The sequence below is a fragment of the Pseudomonas saudiphocaensis genome, from assembly GCF_000756775.1.
GTDB classification, from domain to species: Bacteria; Pseudomonadota; Gammaproteobacteria; order Pseudomonadales; family Pseudomonadaceae; genus Stutzerimonas; species Stutzerimonas saudiphocaensis.
In genome coordinates this window covers 2,076,194-2,093,700 of record NZ_CCSF01000001.1, presented here as the reverse complement: position 1 = coordinate 2,093,700, position 17,507 = coordinate 2,076,194, and the positions used below count along the sequence as shown (strand labels likewise).

The window sequence follows — 17,507 nt, the reverse complement described above, 5'->3', positions numbered from 1 at the left end:
GTAAACTGCGCGGCTCTTGAGGAGCCCCTGATGAACTACCGCCACGCCTTCCATGCCGGCAATCATGCCGACGTGTTCAAACACCTGGTCCTGAGCCGCATCTTTGCTCTGTTGTCGCGCAAGGAGGCGCCTTTTGCCTACCTCGACAGCCATGCCGGAATCGGCCTTTACGATCTGGCGGGCGACCAGGCCAGCCGCACCGGCGAGTGGCAGCAGGGCATCGAGCGCATCTGGAATGCCGAGGCGCGTCCGGCAATGCTCGATGATTATCTTGGCGTGATCCGCTCGCTCAACAGCGATGACGAGCTGCGTTATTACCCCGGCTCGCCCGAGCTGGCGCGGCGGTTGAGCCGAGAACAGGATCGGCTGCAGCTCAACGAAAAGCATCCCGAAGACGGGCGCCTGCTCAAGGACAACATGGCCGACGAGCGCGTCGTCGTGCACCTGGGTGAAGGCTGGCACGTGCCACGGGCGCTGATGCCGACGCGGGAAAAGCGCGTGGTGCTGCTGATCGACCCGCCGTTCGAGCAGGCCGACGAACTCAGCCGCTGCGTGACGGCACTCAAGGAAGCGCTGGGCCGAATGCGCCAGACCATCGGCGTGATCTGGTATCCGATCAAGGACGAGCGCCAGCTCAAGCGTTTCTACCAGGATCTCTCACGCAGCGGCGCGCCCAAGTTGTTGCGCGCCGAACTCTACGTGCACCCGGCCGATGACGCTCAGCGCCTCAATGGCTCAGGGCTGGCCATCAGCAATCCGCCTTGGGGGCTGGAAGAGGAACTGCGCGAACTGCTGCCCTGGTTGGCCAAGCAGCTGGCACAGAGCGAAGGCGGCTGGCGGCTGGATTGGTTGGTCGAAGAAAAGCAGGCGTAGGGTTTATCGCGCGTTAGCGGTCGGGCGGTTGGCGATCCACCGTGGGGAGCCCGGGAGGCGAAGGTGTATGTAAAAAGCGACATCCACCCTACGCAAGACGATACGCGCTGGGCCGATTAAAGCAGCGAGTAACCTGGAAGTGATGCGTGGAAAGGCTTCGCCGTCTTCCACCCAACGCAACGCTGCTGCCTCGCCGGGTGCGACGGTGCGGTGAGGTAGGGTGGATCACGCTTCACCGATCCACCGACGACCCACCGGGTGGCGGTCCATCACGGCACGGAACCCAAAACCGTGCCCGTTAAAACAGCTTCAGCGGCTCTTCCTGCAGCGCCGAAATCTGCTCGCGCAGGATCAGCACCTGATCGCCCCAGTAGCGCTCGCTGCCGAACCAGGGAAAGCTCATTGGGAAGGCCGGGTCATCCCAGCGGCGCGCCAGCCAGGCGCTGTAGTGCAGCAGGCGCAGGGCACGCAGGGCTTCGATGAGCGGCAGTTCGCGTGGGGCGAAGTCGTGGAACTCGTTGTAGCCATCCACCAGTTCAGACAGTTGTCCGAGGCGCTCGTGGCGTTCGCCGGCAAGCATCATCCAGATGTCCTGCACCGACGGCCCCATGCGGCAGTCATCCAGATCGACCAGATAAAAGGCGTCGTCGCGGGCGAGGATGTTGCCTGGGTGGCAATCGCCATGCAGGCGGATCGGCTGAAAGTCGGTCTGCGCAAATACATCATCGACCCGCTTGAGCAGATCACGCGCCACGGATTCGTAAGCCGGCAGCAGGCTCTTCGGGATGAAGTTGCCGTCCAGCAGCGTGGCCAGGGAGTCGTGGCCGAAGCTTTGCGCGTCGAGGGTCTGGCGGTGCTCGAAGGGGCGGCTGGCGCTGACCGCATGCATGCGTCCTAGCAGCTGCCCGAGGCGGTAGAGCTGGTCGAGATTGCCCGGCTCGGGCGCACGCCCGCCGCGCCGGGGGAACAGCGCAAAGCGAAAACCTGCATGCTCGAACAGGGTCTTGCCGTCACGCGATAGCGGTGCCACCACGGGAATTTCCCGCTCGGCCAGTTCCAGGCTGAACTGGTGCTCTTCGAGGATGGCCTCGTTGCTCCAGCGGTCGGGACGGTAGAACTTCGCAATCAGCGGTGTTTCGTCCTCGATGCCCACCTGATAAACACGGTTTTCGTAGCTGTTCAGTGCCAATACCCGCGCATCACTGATGTAGCCGGCACTCTCCACGGCATCGAGCACAAGGTCCGGCGTGAGAGTGTCAAAGGGATGGCTCATGGTCGGCTCCGTGAATGGGCCGATCAGTGTATTGCAGCTGCGGAGTTAAACAAGGCTGAGCCCGTGGCTGGTTGGTCCATGGGCGATGTTAGAGCGGATTTATCCACGAGCTTCTAGCGGGGCTTGGTGCCGAAACTCAAGTTAAAGCTCGCGGCCGAGGCCGCTCTGGAGCCCCTAATCCCCCGGCTTTGGCGTACGCGCCAGGCAGTAGATATCCACCCGCGCCGCGCCGGCCCGCTTCAGCAGGCGGGCCAGGGCTTCGGCCGTGGCGCCGGTGGTGAGCACGTCATCGATGATGGCCAGGTGTTGATCGTGCAGCGGCTTCTTATCAGGCAGGGCGAATGCCTGGCGCAGGTTGCGACGACGCCCGGCGGCATCCAGTTGCTGCTGTGCCGGCGTGTCCAGGGTGCGTTGCAGCAGTTCGTTGCGCACCGGAATCCGCAATTCGGGGCTCAGCCAGTCGGCGAGCATCCTGGCCTGGTTGAAGCCACGCTGGCGCAGACGCTTGCGCGCCAGCGGCACCGGGAGCAGGGCGCTCGGGCGAGGCAGGCCGGCGTCGTCGAAAAGATGTTGCATGTGCCGCGCCAGTAACTCTGCCAGCAGTCGCCCGAACGGCCAGCGCGACTGGTGCTTGAAGCGGTTGATCAGGCTGTCGATGGGGAAGTCGAAGCGCCAGGGCGCTACGACTTGATCGAACGCAGGTGGACGTTTCAGGCATTGGCCGCAGATCAGGCCGCCCGCGTGCAGCGGCAACGCGCAGACCGTGCATTGCGGGCCGAGCCACGGAAGGTCGGCTTCGCAGGCGCCACATAGCGAATGCTCGGGGTCGCAGCGCTCATCGCAAAGCAAACAGAATTGTTCGATATTTAACCAGTTGTAAACCATGATTCCTTTCCTGGTTGACAGCTTGTCTGACTTGGCTAACCATTTCGCCTCCGTGCCAAACCCTATGTACAAGGAATGCCCCATGAGCGCCACTGCCGCTTGCGCCACGCGTCACGACTGGACTCTCGCCGAGGTCAAGGCGCTCTTCCTGCAGCCGTTCAACGATTTGCTGTTCCAGGCGCAGAGCGTGCACCGCCAGCACTTCGACGCCAACCGCGTGCAGGTTTCCACCCTGCTGTCGATCAAGACCGGCGCCTGTCCGGAAGACTGCAAGTACTGCCCGCAGTCAGGCCACTACAACACCGGCCTGGACAAAGAAAAGCTGATGGAAGTGCAAAAGGTGCTGGAGGCGGCAGCCGAAGCCAAGGCCATCGGCTCGACGCGCTTCTGCATGGGCGCCGCCTGGAAGCATCCGTCGGCCAAGGACATGCCCTACGTACTGAAAATGGTAGAAGGCGTGAAAGCGCTGGGCCTGGAAACCTGCATGACCCTCGGCAAGCTGGACCAGGAGCAGACCCGCGCTCTGGCGGCTGCCGGTCTCGATTACTACAACCACAACCTGGATACCTCGCCGGAGTTCTACGGCAATATCATCACTACCCGCACTTACGCCGACCGTCTGGAGACGTTGAGCTACGTGCGCGAGGCGGGCATGAAGATCTGCTCCGGCGGTATCCTCGGCATGGGCGAGTCGCTGGACGACCGCGCCGGTCTGCTGATCCAGCTGGCGAATCTGCCGGAGCACCCGGAAAGTGTGCCGATCAACATGCTGGTCAAGGTCAAGGGTACGCCCCTGGCTGAAGAGCAGGACGTGGATCCCTTCGACTTTATCCGCATGCTGGCGGTAGCGCGGATCATGATGCCCAAGTCCCACGTGCGGCTGTCAGCCGGCCGCGAGCAGATGAACGAGCAGATGCAGGCCCTGGCCTTCCTTGCCGGCGCCAACTCGATCTTCTACGGCGAGAAACTGCTGACCACCGCCAACCCCCAGGCCGACAAGGATATGCAGCTGTTCAAGCGTCTCGGCATCCAGCCCGAAGAGCGCCACGAGCACGACGACGAAGTGCATCAGGCGGCCATCGAGCAGGCGCTGCTGGAACAGCGCGACTCGAAGCTGTTCTATAACGCGGCGGTCTGATCACTTGCATGGTGGATGGATAAAGCGCCAGTTGCGCGCCCCTATCCACCCTACGCTCGCCCAACCTTTTCGTAGGGTGGATAACCCGCTTGCGGTTATCCACCTGTTTGCGGTGCTTTCATGAGTTTCGATCTCGCCTCTCGCCTGGCCGCACGCCGCGCCGAGCATCTCTACCGCCAGCGTCCATTGCTGGAAACTCCGCAGCAGCCGGAAGTGCTGGTCGATGGCGAACGGCTGCTGGCCTTCTGTTCCAACGATTACCTGGGGCTTGCCAACCATCCCCAGGTGATCCAGGCGATGCGCGATGGTGCGGATAAGTGGGGCGTCGGTGGCGGTGCGTCGCATCTGGTGATCGGCCATAGCTCACCACATCACGAACTGGAAGAAGCACTGGCTGCCTTCACGGGCCGGCCGCGCGCGCTGCTGTTCTCAACCGGCTATATGGCCAATCTGGCCGCCGTCACCGCACTGGTGGGACAGGGCGATACGGTACTGGAAGACCGTCTCAATCATGCTTCGCTGCTGGATGCCGGCCTGCTCTCCGGCGCGCGTTTCTCGCGCTACCTGCATAACGATGCCGCGAGCCTGGCCAAGCGTCTGGAAAAGGCCGTTGGCAATACCTTGGTGGTGACCGACGGTGTGTTCAGTATGGACGGCGACCTGGCCGATCTGCCGGCGATCTGCGCCGCCGCGCGGCAGCGCAATGCCTGGGTGGTGGTCGATGATGCCCATGGTTTTGGTCCGCTGGGTGCGACCGGTGGCGGTATCGTCGAGCATTTCGGGCTGGGTATCGATGAAGTGCCGGTGCTGGTCGGCACGCTGGGCAAGGCCTTTGGTACGGCCGGTGCCTTCGTTGCCGGCAGCGAGGAGCTGATCGAGACGCTGATCCAGTTTGCCCGGCCCTACATCTATACAACCAGCCAGCCACCGGCCGTCGCCTGCGCCACCCTGAAAAGCCTTGAGTTGCTGCGGAGCGAGCACTGGCGGCGTGAGCATTTGAGTCAGCTGATCGCCCGTTTCCGTCGGGGTGCCGCAGAGATCGGCCTGAGCCTGGTGGACAGCCCGACCCCGATTCAGCCGATCATCGTCGGCAGCAGTGAGCGTGCTCTGAAGCTCTCGGCAGCGCTGCGCGAGCGCGGCATTCTGGTCGGTGCCATCCGTCCGCCGACGGTGCCGGCCGGCAGTGCGCGACTGCGGGTCACCTTCAGTGCGTCGCATAACCAGGCGCACGTGGAACATCTGCTGGATGCTTTGGCCGAATGCTGGAATTCTTTGGCCGAGGAACCCTGACAATGTCCATTCAGCTGATCCTGCTGCCCGGCTGGGCTTTCGGTACGGCGGCGCTGCAGCCGCTCTGCGATGCGCTGGGCGAGCAATTACCGAACCTCGACGTAACCATCGCTCCGCTGCCGGAGCTGGCTGATGCCGATGCCTGGCTGGATGAACTTGACCGCCATCTGCCGCGTGATGCCTGGCTCGCAGGCTGGTCATTGGGCGGCATGCTGGCGAGTAAGTTGGCAGCGCGTCGCGTCGATACCTGTCCCGGCCTGATTACCTTCGCCAGCAATCCCTGCTTCCGTGCTTGCGGGCAGTGGCCCGAAGCGATGCCGGCAGAGGCTTTCGATACCTTCCATGAAGCCTTTCGCCTCGATGCCGAGCAGACCCTCAAACGCTTTTGCTCGTTGTGCAGCCGCGGCGCCGTCGATGTGCGCACCCTAAGCCGGCAACTTCAGGTCAGCCAATTGCAATCGCCCGTGGCGGTGCTCGACGCCGGCCTGCAACTGCTGGCGAAACTGGATGGGCGTGAAGCGCTGCTTGGCTACTTCGGGCCGCAGCTGCATGTGTTTGCCGAAGCGGATGCACTGGTGCCGGTGGCTGCCGCGGGCGCGCTGCGCAACTGGCTGCCCGGCACCCGCGTCGAGGTCATGCCCAAGGCCAGTCATGCGCTGCCGCTGGAGCGGGCCGATGAGTTGGCGGTGCTGGTCGCCAACTTCATTCAAGGGTATGCGGCATGACGGATGTCGTTGGCTCCGACTCGGCCCTGCCGGATAAGCGTCGTGTCGCCGCGTCCTTCTCCCGTGCCGCCACCAGCTATGATGCTGTGGCCGAGTTGCAGCGCGCTGTCGGCAATACCCTGATCGAGCGCCTGCCGGATGACCTTGAGCCTAACCGCTGGCTCGATCTGGGTTGTGGTACGGGATACTTCTCGCGCCGGTTGGCGCAGTGTTTTCCCCAAGCCGAGGGCGTAGCGCTGGATATCGCCGAAGGCATGTTGCGCCATGCCGCGCCTCAGGGCGGCGCCGGTGCTTTCGTGGCGGGCGATGCCGAATCCCTGCCGCTGCGCGAGGGGAGCGTAGACCTGATCTTTTCCAGCCTGGCGCTGCAGTGGTGTGAAGACTTTCCCGCCGTGCTGCGCGAGGCAAGACGGGTGTTGCGGCCCGGCGGAATATTCGCGTTCAGCAGCCTCTGCGCCGGAACTCTGCAGGAGCTGCGCGATAGCTGGCAGGCGGTGGACGGCTTTGCCCACGTCAACCGCTTCCGTACGCTGGACACCTATCAGCACCTGTGCGCTGACAGTGGTTTGGCGCAGCTTGAGCTCAGCGTGCAGCCGCGGGTGCTGCATTTCGCCGAGCTGCGCCAGCTGACCCACGAACTCAAGGCCCTCGGCGCACACAACCTCAACCCCGGTCGCCCGGGCGGACTTACCGGTCCGGCGCGCATTCGCGCGCTGATCGCCGCCTACGAACAGTTCCGCACGCCATTCGGGCTGCCGGCCACCTACCAGGTGGTTTATGGCGTATTGCGCAAGGAATCCTGAGATGGCTGCGGCTTTCTTCGTCACCGGCACCGACACCGAAGTCGGCAAGACCACCATCGCCGCCGGCCTGCTGCATGCGGCACGGCATGCGGGGCTGAGCACTGCCGCGGCAAAGCCGGTGGCCTCCGGCTGCCTGAGGACGCCCGAAGGCTTGCGCAACGATGACGCCCTGGCCCTGCTGGCCGAGTGCACGCTGCCAATGCGCTACGAGGCGATCAATCCCTTCGTCTTCGAGCCGCCCATCGCCCCGCACCTGGCCGCCCGCGAAGCCGACATCGAACTGAGCGCCGCCCGGCTGGCCGAGCCGGTGCAGCGGGTGCTGGCGCTGCAGGCGGACTTTTCCCTGGTCGAAGGCGCCGGCGGCTGGCGCGTGCCGCTGGCCGGTCGCGAGAACCTGTCCGACCTGGCGATCCTGCTGGGCCTGCCGGTCATTCTGGTGGTGGGCGTGCGCCTGGGCTGCATCAATCATGCGCTACTCACTGCAGAGGCCATCGAGCGTGATGGCCTGCAGCTGGCCGGCTGGGTGGCCAATGTTGTCGACCCAGCCACTTCTCGGCTGGAGGAAAACCTCGCGACTCTCGACGAGCGGCTGTCCGCACCGTGCCTGGGCCGTGTGCCGCGTTTGCCGCAAGCCACCGCTGCCGAGGTCGGGCGCCTGCTGGATCTCAGCTTGCTGAGCTGATTTAAACAGCGTGGTGGTCTCGAGGCGCTGTCTCTGCTTCAATGATGGCAAGTCGATAGCGGGAGTTGCGTTATGGAAATCAACAGTCTCATGTCCTCCGGGCTCGGCGCCGTTCAGGTGGGGCAGCAGCGCATCGAGGACGCCGCAGCGACGATTGCCGAGGCCAGCCTGCCTGCCGCGAGCAATTCGCAGGCGGTGGCAGAAGTGGTTGAGCTGACCGAGCAGCTGGTACAGATGAAGGTCGGCGAACATGCGGCCAAGGCCGGCGTGCGGATGATTCAGAGTGCCGATGAGGTGCTCGGAACCCTGATCAACACCATCGCCTGAAGCGCCGGCCGTCATGGCTGGCGATTCGAGCAAGGTCCGCGCTGTTAAGTCTTGTTAATTCTCCTTTGTTGCCAATCGACCGCTCGGCTGGCTCACGTTCGTCCGTCTCTCTCTTTTGGTAGTTGTGGGTCCAGTCCCTGCCCATCCGAACTACTCTTGCCCCTGTTTGTAATTTGAGGAATGTCTAAGAACGACGTTCTGGCCACTGCTTGACATCGCACAGGCCGAAACGTATGTTTCAAACGCCTGTTTGACCCGTTATGCGACCGCAAAGGGTCACAAGAATCCAATCAGAAGTTGGCTCGTCAGCCACCTGAACAAAGAACCCACCGCTGAGGTTTACGCTATGCCCGATTACAAGGCCCCCTTGCGCGATATCCGCTTCGTACGTGACGAATTGCTTGGCTACGAGGCGCATTACCAGAGCCTGCCGGGCTGCGAAGACGCGACCCCGGATATGGTCAATGCCATCCTGGAAGAAGGTGCCAAGTTCTGTGAGCAGGTGCTGGCGCCGCTCAACCGTGTCGGCGATACGGAAGGCTGCACCTGGAGCGAGTCCGGCGTGAAGACGCCGACTGGCTTCAAGGAAGCCTATCAGCAGTACGTTGAAGGTGGCTGGCCGAGCCTGGCCCATGACGTCGAGCACGGCGGCCAGGGTCTGCCGGAGTCGCTGGGCATGGCCATGAGCGAGATGATCGGTGAGGCCAACTGGTCCTGGGGCATGTACCCCGGCCTGTCTCACGGTGCGATGAATACCCTGCATGCACACGGCACCCCCGAGCAGCAGCAGACTTACCTGACCAAGCTGGTATCCGGCGAGTGGACCGGCACCATGTGCCTGACCGAGCCGCATTGCGGCACCGATCTCGGCATGCTGCGTACCAAGGCCGAGCCCCAGGCCGATGGCAGCTACAAGGTCACCGGCACCAAGATCTTCATCTCCGCTGGCGAACATGACATGGCCGACAACATCGTCCATATCGTGCTGGCTCGCCTGCCCGATGCGCCGGAAGGCACCAAGGGCATTTCGCTGTTTATCGTGCCCAAGTTTCTGCCCAACGCCGAAGGCGGCGTCGGCGAGCGTAACGGTGTGTCCTGTGGCTCGCTGGAGCACAAGATGGGCATTCACGGCAACGCCACCTGCGTGATGAACTTCGACAGCGCCACCGGTTTCCTGATCGGCCCGCCGAACAAGGGCCTGAACTGCATGTTCACCTTTATGAACACGGCGCGTCTGGGTACTGCTCTGCAGGGCCTGGCCCACGCCGAGGTCGCGTTCCAGGGCGCCATCAAATACGCTCGCGAGCGTCTGCAGATGCGTTCGCTGACCGGCCCGAAGGCGCCTGAGAAGGCCGCCGACCCGATCATCGTGCATCCGGACGTGCGTCGTATGCTGTTGACCATGAAGGCATTCGCCGAAGGCAACCGTGCGATGCTCTACTTCGCTTCCAAGCAGGTCGACATCTCCCAGCGCAGCCAGGACGAAGAGCAACGCAAGGCCGCTGACGCCATGCTCGCGTTCCTCACTCCGATCGCCAAGGCGTTCATGACCGAAGTGGGCTTCGAAGCCGCCAACCACGGTGTGCAGGTCTTCGGTGGCCACGGTTATATCGCCGAGTGGGGCATGGAGCAGAACGTGCGCGACAGCCGCATCTCCTGCTTGTACGAAGGCACCACTGGCATCCAGGCGCTGGACTTGCTGGGCCGTAAGGTGCTGATGACTCAGGGCGAAGCGCTGAAGGGCTTCACCAAGGTCGTTCACAAGTTCTGCCAGGCCAACGAAGGCAACGAGTCGATCAAGCAGTTCATCGAGCCTCTGGCCAAGCTGAACAAGGAGTGGGGCGATCTGACTATGAAGGTCGGCATGGCCGCGATGAAGAACCGCGACGAGGTCGGTGCGGCTTCGGTGGATTATCTGATGTACTGCGGCTATGCCTGCCTGGCGTACTTCTGGGCCGACATGGCACGAGTGGCGTCCGAGAAGATCGCCGCCGGCGAAGACAGCGATGGCTTCTACACCGCCAAGGTGCAGACGGCGCGCTTCTACTTCCAGCGCATCCTGCCGCGTACCCGTACGCATGTGGAGGCCATGCTTTCCGGTGCCGACAATCTGATGGAGATGGACGAAGCTCATTTCGAGCTGGCCTACTAAGTCCCTCACCGAACCGCTGCTCGGCAGCGGTTAAGCTGACAACAGAACCTCGCTCCCGGAGCGGGGTTCTGTCGTTTTAGGGCAGGCAATTTGAGATTGGAGTGAAACGGCGGCTATTGATCATCCAATGGGGTGAATGAGTTCTCGCATGATGGCAAAATGCCTGACTTTCCTGCTCAAGATTTCGGAACCTACGTGCCTCGTCTATTTGCTGTGCGTTTCAGCCACTTCTATGCGCCACTGGCCTTGTTGGTGGGCGGGGTGGTAGCGGCGCGGCAGTCGGCTCTCAACGACTTCTTCACCTCGCTGTTCAACGTTCTGCCCACGGTGCTTCTGCTGCTGGGAGCAGCCTTCTGCTGTGCCTATGGTCGGGCCCGCGAGGCTTTCCTGCTGTTGGTGGTCTATCTGGTCTATTTTCTGCTCGACACCCAGGTGGACCATTACCGGGCGACCGGAACGGTGCTGCCCGAGGCGGCTCTGACCTTCCACTTGTGCAGCGTATTGCTGCCGGTGCTCTTTGGGTTGTACGGCGCTTGGCAGGAGCGCACTCAGATGTTGCAGGAGTGCTTGGCGCGGCTGAGCGTATTGCTCGTGGTCTCTCTGATTGCGTTTCTGCTGGCGTGGCGGTCTCCTGAGCGCCTGTTGGAATGGCTGGCAGTGGTGCGCTGGCCTGGTCTTTATGCAGATTGGCTGAGTCTGATCCAGCTGGCCTATCCGCTGTTTCTACTGGCCTTCGTAGTCATGGTGGTGCAGTACCTGCGGCAGCCAAGACCGGTGCATGCGGCACAGTTTGTCGCTTTGGTCGGTCTGCTGATGATGCTGCCGCAGGTCTTCAAGCAGCCCGGTGTGCTGAATGTGCTGAGCAGCGTAGTGATGCTGATTCTGGTCGTATCCATTGCCCAGGAAGCCTATCAGATGGCGTTCCGCGACGAACTCACTGGCTTGCCGGGGCGTCGGGCGCTGAACGAGAGGCTGCAGCGGCTCGGGCGGCACTATGTCATCGCCATGGCAGATGTGGATCACTTCAAGGCGTTCAACGATACCCATGGTCACGATGTCGGCGATCAGGTGCTGCGGCTGGTGGCGAGCCGGCTGCGCAAGATCGGTGGCGGTGGGCGGGCCTACCGTTATGGCGGCGAAGAATTCACCCTCGTGTTCCCTGGGCGCAATCTGGACGACTGCTTGCCACACCTCGAGGCGGTGCGTCAGGCGGTGGAGAGCTACCGCATGCAGCTGCGCGACAAGGCTAACCGCCCCAAGGCAGCGCAACAGGGCAAGCGGCGCCGTGGCAGCGGTAGTGGTAGCCAGGTTTCCGTCACCATCAGTATTGGTGTGGCCGAGCGACTGCTGGAACAGCGCAACCCGGAAGAAGTGATCAAGGCCGCGGACCAGGCGCTTTATAGTGCGAAGAATGCCGGTCGCAACTGCATACGGGCCTTCGGTCAGAACCGTCGCGGTGCGGTACGCACGCCCAAGCCTGCCGCAACCGAAGTCTGATATGGGTGTTTCGTAGCTGGTACCCGGCAGAACCGATCGGTCATAAAAAGACGCTTCGGGCGTCTCTTGGCGTCAGTTAGACTCGCTGAATCCTGCGGCCAACCGGCCGGGTGATATGTTCTCTGCGAGGTTTCTCCATGGCTGACTACAAAGCACCGCTGCGCGATATGCGTTTCATCCTGAATGAAGTCTTCGATGCGCCGACGCTCTGGCAGACGCTGCCTGCGCTGGCTGAAGTGGTTGATGCGGAAACCGCCGAGGCCATACTTGAGGAAGCCGGCAAGATCACCGGTAACACCGTCAGCCCGCTCAATCGCAGCGGCGACGAAGAAGGCTGTCACTGGGACAATGGCGCGGTCCGCACGCCGGCCGGCTATCGCGAAGCCTACAAGCTGTATGCCGAAGGCGGCTGGGTAGGTGTGGGTGGCGACCCGGCCTACGGCGGTATGGGCATGCCCAAGGCAATTTCCGCACAGGTCGAGGAGATGATGAACTCGGCGAGCCTCGCCTTCGGTCTGTATCCGATGCTGACCTCGGGTGCCTGCTTGTCCATCCACGCCCATGCCAGCGAGGAGCTTAAGCAGAAGTACCTGCCGAACATGTACAGCGGCGTTTGGGCCGGCTCCATGTGTCTGACCGAGCCACAAGCCGGCACCGATCTGGGCATCATTCGCACTAAAGCCGAGCCGCAGGCCGATGGCACCTATAAAGTCAGTGGCACCAAGATTTTCATCACCGGTGGCGAGCACGACCTGACGGAAAACATCATCCACCTGGTACTGGCCAAGCTGCCCGACGCGCCGGCCGGCTCGCGCGGCATCTCGCTGTTCCTGGTGCCCAAGGTGCTGGTCAATGACGACGGCTCGTTGGGCGAGCGCAACTCCCTGTCCTGCGGCTCCATCGAACACAAGATGGGCATCCAGGCCTCGGCCACCTGCGTGATGAACTTCGACGGCGCCACCGGCTGGATGGTCGGCGAGCCGAACAAGGGCCTGGCAGCCATGTTCACCATGATGAACTACGAGCGCCTGGGCGTTGGTATTCAGGGGCTGGCGACTGGTGAGCGCTCTTATCAAAGCGCTATCGAATACGCCCGCGAGCGCATCCAGAGCCGTGCTCCGACTGGCGCGGTGGCGCCGGACAAAGCGGCTGATCCGATCATCGTGCATCCCGATGTACGCCGTATGCTGCTGACCATGAAGGCGCTCAATGAGGGTGGCCGCGCGTTCTCCAGCTACGTCGCGCTGCAGCTGGACATTGCCAAGTTCAGTGAAGACCCCGAGGCGCGCAAACGTGCCGAATCCCAGGTGGCCTTGCTGACGCCGGTGGCCAAAGCCTTCCTTACCGACATGGGGCTGGAAACCACCATCCACGGCCAGCAGGTCTTCGGTGGCCACGGCTTCATTCGCGAATGGGGGCAGGAGCAGCTGGTGCGCGACTGCCGCATTACCCAGATCTACGAAGGCACCAACGGCATCCAGGCGCTGGACCTTCTGGGGCGCAAGGTGGTGGGCAGTGGCGGCGAGATGTATCAGATTTTCGCCGACGAGATTCGCAGCTATTGCGCCGAAGCGGGCGCGGAGCTGGCTGAATTTGTCACACCGTTGAAAGCTGCGCTGGATAATCTCGATGAGCTGACCAGGTTCGTTCTTGAGAGTGCAAAGAGCAATCCCAATGAGATTGGCGCCGCTTCGGTTGAGTACCTGCATGCCTTCGGCTATACGGCTTACGCCTACATGTGGGCGCGCATGGCTGCAGCGGCGCTGGGCAAGCATGAGCAGGACGACTTCTACGCAAGCAAGCTGGGTACGGCACGTTTCTACTTTGCCCGCCTGCTGCCACGCATCGAGTCGCTCAGCGCTTCGGTGAAGGCCGGTAGCGAATCGCTGTACCTGCTCGACGCAGCGCAGTTCTAAGGTCAAGGCCAAATGAAATTAATTGGCCATCCTTAGGAACAACCAGCTGCTGCATCCAGTCATAAAACGGTGACATTAGCCAATCACTTACAGTGGAGGTCACACTCCTTTGTAAGTGATGGCTTACAAAGCATGGTGCAGTTTGCTACTACAGCTTAATTCGAGTGGTCGGTAGTCTCCATGCATTGGGACGCCGCGTATGGAAGCGCATACGACAAAACGGATGCACGAGGAATGGCGCCAGGAAGGCGCAAGTCACGGATGTCAGATTCAGTCTGCAAAGACCCTGCTTCGGCAGGGTTTTCTTTTTCTGGGCATGTTTCGGTCAAGCACTGCTCACATACCGGCCAGAGCAACTCAGGCCAAAGAGCAGGCTTGTCCAGGAACTCTGCACCGCACGAGCTACCCTGCGCTGCTCATGAGCAAGCTGTATACCGCGAAAGCTGCCGTTTGCAGCGCGGGATCGCTTCCACGTAAAACACCTGCATTGCGCGATAGTCGGGTTACGCCTTCGGCTACCTCGACCTGCGCTTAAAACGGCATGCAGACGCCGGTACCGCCTAGCCCACAATAGCCTGCGGGGTTCTTCGCCAGATACTGCTGGTGGTAGGTTTCGGCGTAATAGAAATGTGGTGCCCGGGCAATTTCGGTAGTGATCTGGCCGAAACCGTGCTCATCCAGTTGGGCCTGGAAACGCTCCTGGCTGTTGCGCGCTTTGGCCAGCTGCTCATCGTCGAAGCAGTAAATGGCGGAACGATATTGGGTGCCGATGTCGTTGCCCTGACGCATGCCCTGAGTTGGGTTGTGAACCTCCCAGAACAGCTTGAGCAGTTCCTCGTAGGTAACTTCCTGCGGGTCGAATACCACCAGCACGGCTTCCGCATGGCCGGTCAGGCCGGAACAGACTTCTTCGTAGGTAGGGTTGGGCGTAATTCCGCCGGCATAGCCCACGGCCGTCGTCCAGACGCCCGGCTGTTGCCAGAGACGTCGTTCCGCGCCCCAGAAACAGCCCATGGCGAACATTGCCTGCTGCAAATGTGCCGGGAAGGGCGGCTGCAACGGATTGCCATTGACGAAGTGGGCGGCAGGAACCTGTACCGGAGTGTCGCGGCCTGGCAAAGCCTGATCTGCTTCAGGCAGGGCCTGCTTGTGAACGAGAATTTCTGAGCGCAGGGTCATAGGTGATACTCGACTTTTGGGTGCTGTGCAAAGCCTGGCAGGCTGCCGCGGGGATATCAGGCCCAGCGCGGGTAGCGGGCGAGCGCTTCGGCAAGCTGACTGCCGGGAATGGGCTGATCGAACAGGTAGCCCTGACCGATATCGCAGCGATGGTAACGCAGGAAAGCCAATTGTTCGGCGGTTTCGATGCCCTCGGCGACGACTTGCAGCCGCAGATTGCGGGCCATGGCGATGACCGCAGAAGTGATCTCCATGTCGTCCTGATTGCCCGGGATATCCTTGATAAAGCTTCGATCGATCTTGATCACGTCGATGGGAAACTTCTTCAGATAGCTAAGGGACGAATAGCCGGTCCCAAAATCATCCATCGCCAGCATTACGCCGAGAGCCTTGAGGCCGATCAGTTGCTGGCGTGTTTCCTCAGTAGCATCGAGCAGCAGACTTTCGGTCAGCTCAAGCTCCAGTAGATGAGGCGGCAGATGCTCTTCTCGAAGAATGCTGGAGATGGACTCAACCAGCTCGGGATCGGAAAACTGCTTGGGCGACAGGTTGATGGCGATTTGCGGTGAACCGCGACCGAGGCTGGCCAGGCGTACGCCGGTGCGGCATGCCTCGCGGGCAACCCACTTGCCGATGGGGATGATCAGTCCCGTTTCTTCCGCCACGGCGATGAACTGATCCGGCCGGATCATGCCCTTTTCCGGGTGCTGCCAGCGGAGCAGCGCCTCCAGGCCCTGCAAGCGCCCCGTACGCAGGCACAGTTTGGGCTGGTAGAAAACTTCGAGTTCATCCTGGCTCAAAGCGCGGCGCAGGTTGCTTTCCAGAAACAGCTTGTAGTTGGCTTCGGCGTGCAGCGCTTCGGTGAACACCTGCACCTGGTTCTTGCCGTTGGCCTTGGCCTTATGCAGGGCTTGGCCTGCGTGCTTCATCAGTGTTTCCGGGTCGCGCCCGTGCAGCGGCGTACAGGCCAGGCCCAGCGAGCCGCTGACGCTGATCAGTTGCTTGTCAACGAACAGGGGCTTGTCGAGAGTGCTGAGAACCTGGTTGGCCAGGCGCTGACCTTCTTCCAGACTCATGTCGTCGAACAGCAGCGCAAATTCATTGCTGGCAAAGCGTGCCAGTACACCCTCGCGGCTGAGGCCGTTGCGCAAGCGCCGCGCCAGGCTGGCTAGCAGTTTGTCACCGGTCTGGTGGCCGAGGCTGTCGTTGATGCGCTTGAAGTTGTCGATATCGACCAGAATCAGGCACAGCCGTGGCTCTTTGCCGTCGGCGAAACGCTCTTCGAGGCTGCGAATGAAGAAAGGGCGGTTGGCCAGGTGGGTGAGGTTGTCGGTGTAGGCTAGCTGCTCGATATGCTGCTGCGCCTGCTTGCTCTGGGTGATGTCTTCGTAGATGCCGATGTAGTGGGTCAGCTCGCCGCTTTCGGCAAACACCTTGGAGATCGAAAGTTGCCCCCAGTACGGCTCCAGGTTCTTGCGCCGGCTGTGGAATTCGCCCTGCCAGCTGTTGTGCTGCGCCAGGGTGGAAGAGGTATCGAACAGCAGCTCGCTAAGGTTCTCCAGCGCCGTCAGCTCGGCCAGCGGATGCCCGCGAACCTCGTCGGCGGAGTACTGGGTGATAGAGGTAAAGCTCGGGTTGACGTATTCAACGATCCCTTCACGGTCTACCAGAATGAAGGCGCTGGCGCTCTGTTCCACGGCGCGGCGGAACAGGTGCAGGCTGTGGGTGGCGCTGAGCCGCTGCTGATTGGCCAGGACCTGCGCATATTGGTCGGCTAGCTCGCCGGCAAAGGCAATTTCGTCGGGCAGCCAGGTGCGCGGCGTGCCGGCATGCTCCAGGCAAAGTACGCCAACCACTTCGCCGCCAAGGCGAATGGTCGCATCAAGGATCGAGGTGATCTTGCGCGGCTCGAAAAAGCTATCGAACAGCTCTTGGGTGCGCGGGTCGACACGAATGTCGGAGACGTCCAGCGCTCGCTCACTTTGCAACGCCTGCAGGTAGTGCGGGTAGGACGTCATGTCCAGGGCTGCCGGATACTCGTAACTGTCGCTATCACGACGGTACCCGGCGATGGCCTCCAGCCGGCTGCCGTTCAGGTGCCAGATGGAAGCGCGGGCGATCCCATAGGCTTCACAGGCCGCCTGGGTAATCAGTTGCGCGGCTTCGAGGTGTGGGTTGGAGGAGCTGTAACGATGTCGGGCCAGGCGGACGATCAGGCTCTGCTGAGCGCGAGAGCGAATCAGGTGTTCCAGGTGACTGTCTTGAGGCTGTTGGGAGTCGAGCGGGGCGGGAGAGGGAGCCTGATGGGGCTTGGCTTGTTCCGCGCTTTGCTGCTCGATGATCAGGTAACCGCGAATCAACTCGCGGCCATATTGCTGACAGGTCTCGCCGATCTCCAGCGTGTCCAGTGCGCCATTGGCCGAATGCAGGCGATAGCGGATGGAGTAATGGCCGTTGCTGGCCAGCTGCGCTTGCACGATATCGTGCAGATGCAGGCGTTCCGCAGGCTCCATCAGGCTGGCAAACGGCGAGTCGATCAGCGAGCAAAGCTCTTCAGCGGGCTGGCCCAGATAGCGCTCACAGGCAGGGTCGAGATACAGCAATGCCCAACTGGACTCGTTCAAACGCTCGAAGCGCAGCATCCCGAGCCTGGAGGGCACTGGCAACTGCGTCACAACCTCGGTCGCCAAACGGCTGGCGGCATCGGTATGTATTTTCATCAAGCGGTTGGCTTCCAGTATGCTGCGGGAGTCTTTCCACCAGCTGC

At 62.0% G+C, this 17,507-nt stretch carries 14 protein-coding genes; 10 read left to right on the top strand and 4 right to left on the bottom strand.

Annotation, left to right across the window (positions count from 1 at the left end):
• Nucleotides 1-30: 30 nt before the first annotated feature.
• Nucleotides 31-873 (top strand): 23S rRNA (adenine(2030)-N(6))-methyltransferase RlmJ, encoded by an 843-nt coding sequence (locus tag BN1079_RS09700; RefSeq protein ID WP_037023986.1) that lies wholly within the window; start codon nt 31-33, stop codon nt 871-873.
• A gap of 298 nt (nt 874-1,171) precedes the next feature.
• Here the strand turns inward: BN1079_RS09700 and BN1079_RS09695 are convergent, their stop codons facing one another.
• Complete coding sequence (locus tag BN1079_RS09695) at nt 1,172-2,146, bottom strand: serine/threonine protein kinase (protein ID WP_037023984.1); 975 nt, start codon at nt 2,144-2,146, stop codon at nt 1,172-1,174.
• A gap of 174 nt (nt 2,147-2,320) precedes the next feature.
• On the bottom strand, nt 2,321-3,031 hold the full coding sequence (locus BN1079_RS09690; protein WP_037023983.1) for a ComF family protein: 711 nt from the start codon (nt 3,029-3,031) through the stop codon (nt 2,321-2,323).
• Nucleotides 3,032-3,113: 82 nt separating this feature from the next.
• On the opposite strand from BN1079_RS09690, the gene bioB reads away from it, so the two are divergent.
• From bioB to BN1079_RS09645, 9 genes are all read left to right on the top strand, one after another.
• Nucleotides 3,114-4,169, top strand: coding sequence for a biotin synthase BioB (bioB, locus tag BN1079_RS09685; RefSeq protein ID WP_037023976.1), 1,056 nt, complete (start codon nt 3,114-3,116; stop codon nt 4,167-4,169).
• 120 nt (nt 4,170-4,289) lie between these two features.
• Nucleotides 4,290-5,459 (top strand): 8-amino-7-oxononanoate synthase, encoded by a 1,170-nt coding sequence (gene bioF / locus BN1079_RS09680; protein WP_037023975.1) that lies wholly within the window; start codon nt 4,290-4,292, stop codon nt 5,457-5,459.
• A gap of 2 nt (nt 5,460-5,461) precedes the next feature.
• A complete protein-coding gene (locus BN1079_RS09675) occupies nt 5,462-6,184 on the top strand; it encodes an alpha/beta fold hydrolase (protein WP_037023974.1) in 723 nt (240 codons plus the stop codon).
• Complete coding sequence (gene bioC / locus BN1079_RS09670) at nt 6,181-6,987, top strand: malonyl-ACP O-methyltransferase BioC (RefSeq protein ID WP_037023973.1); 807 nt, start codon at nt 6,181-6,183, stop codon at nt 6,985-6,987. The genes BN1079_RS09675 and bioC overlap by 4 nt, the downstream gene beginning before the upstream one ends.
• A gap of 1 nt (nt 6,988) precedes the next feature.
• Nucleotides 6,989-7,669, top strand: coding sequence for a dethiobiotin synthase (bioD, locus tag BN1079_RS09665; RefSeq protein WP_037023972.1), 681 nt, complete (start codon nt 6,989-6,991; stop codon nt 7,667-7,669).
• Nucleotides 7,670-7,741: 72 nt separating this feature from the next.
• Nucleotides 7,742-7,996, top strand: coding sequence for a hypothetical protein (locus tag BN1079_RS09660; RefSeq protein WP_037023971.1), 255 nt, complete (start codon nt 7,742-7,744; stop codon nt 7,994-7,996).
• 346 nt (nt 7,997-8,342) lie between these two features.
• A complete protein-coding gene (locus tag BN1079_RS09655; RefSeq protein ID WP_037023970.1) occupies nt 8,343-10,148 on the top strand; it encodes a phenylacyl-CoA dehydrogenase in 1,806 nt (601 codons plus the stop codon).
• Nucleotides 10,149-10,343: 195 nt separating this feature from the next.
• A complete protein-coding gene (locus BN1079_RS09650; RefSeq protein ID WP_037026760.1) occupies nt 10,344-11,645 on the top strand; it encodes a GGDEF domain-containing protein in 1,302 nt (433 codons plus the stop codon).
• Between the two features lie 137 nt (nt 11,646-11,782).
• Entirely contained in the window at nt 11,783-13,561 is a 1,779-nt protein-coding gene (locus BN1079_RS09645; RefSeq protein WP_037023969.1) for an acyl-CoA dehydrogenase C-terminal domain-containing protein, read from the top strand.
• A 531-nt stretch (nt 13,562-14,092) separates the two neighbouring features.
• Here BN1079_RS09645 and msrA read toward each other — a convergent pair.
• Both msrA and BN1079_RS09635 read right to left on the bottom strand, forming a co-directional pair.
• A complete protein-coding gene (gene msrA, locus BN1079_RS09640) occupies nt 14,093-14,740 on the bottom strand; it encodes a peptide-methionine (S)-S-oxide reductase MsrA (protein WP_037023968.1) in 648 nt (215 codons plus the stop codon).
• A gap of 56 nt (nt 14,741-14,796) precedes the next feature.
• Nucleotides 14,797-17,460 carry a bifunctional diguanylate cyclase/phosphodiesterase gene (locus BN1079_RS09635; RefSeq protein ID WP_037023967.1) on the bottom strand — a complete coding sequence of 888 codons (2,664 nt, stop codon included), beginning with the start codon at nt 17,458-17,460 and terminating at the stop codon, nt 14,797-14,799.
• Between the last annotated feature and the right edge of the window lie 47 nt (nt 17,461-17,507).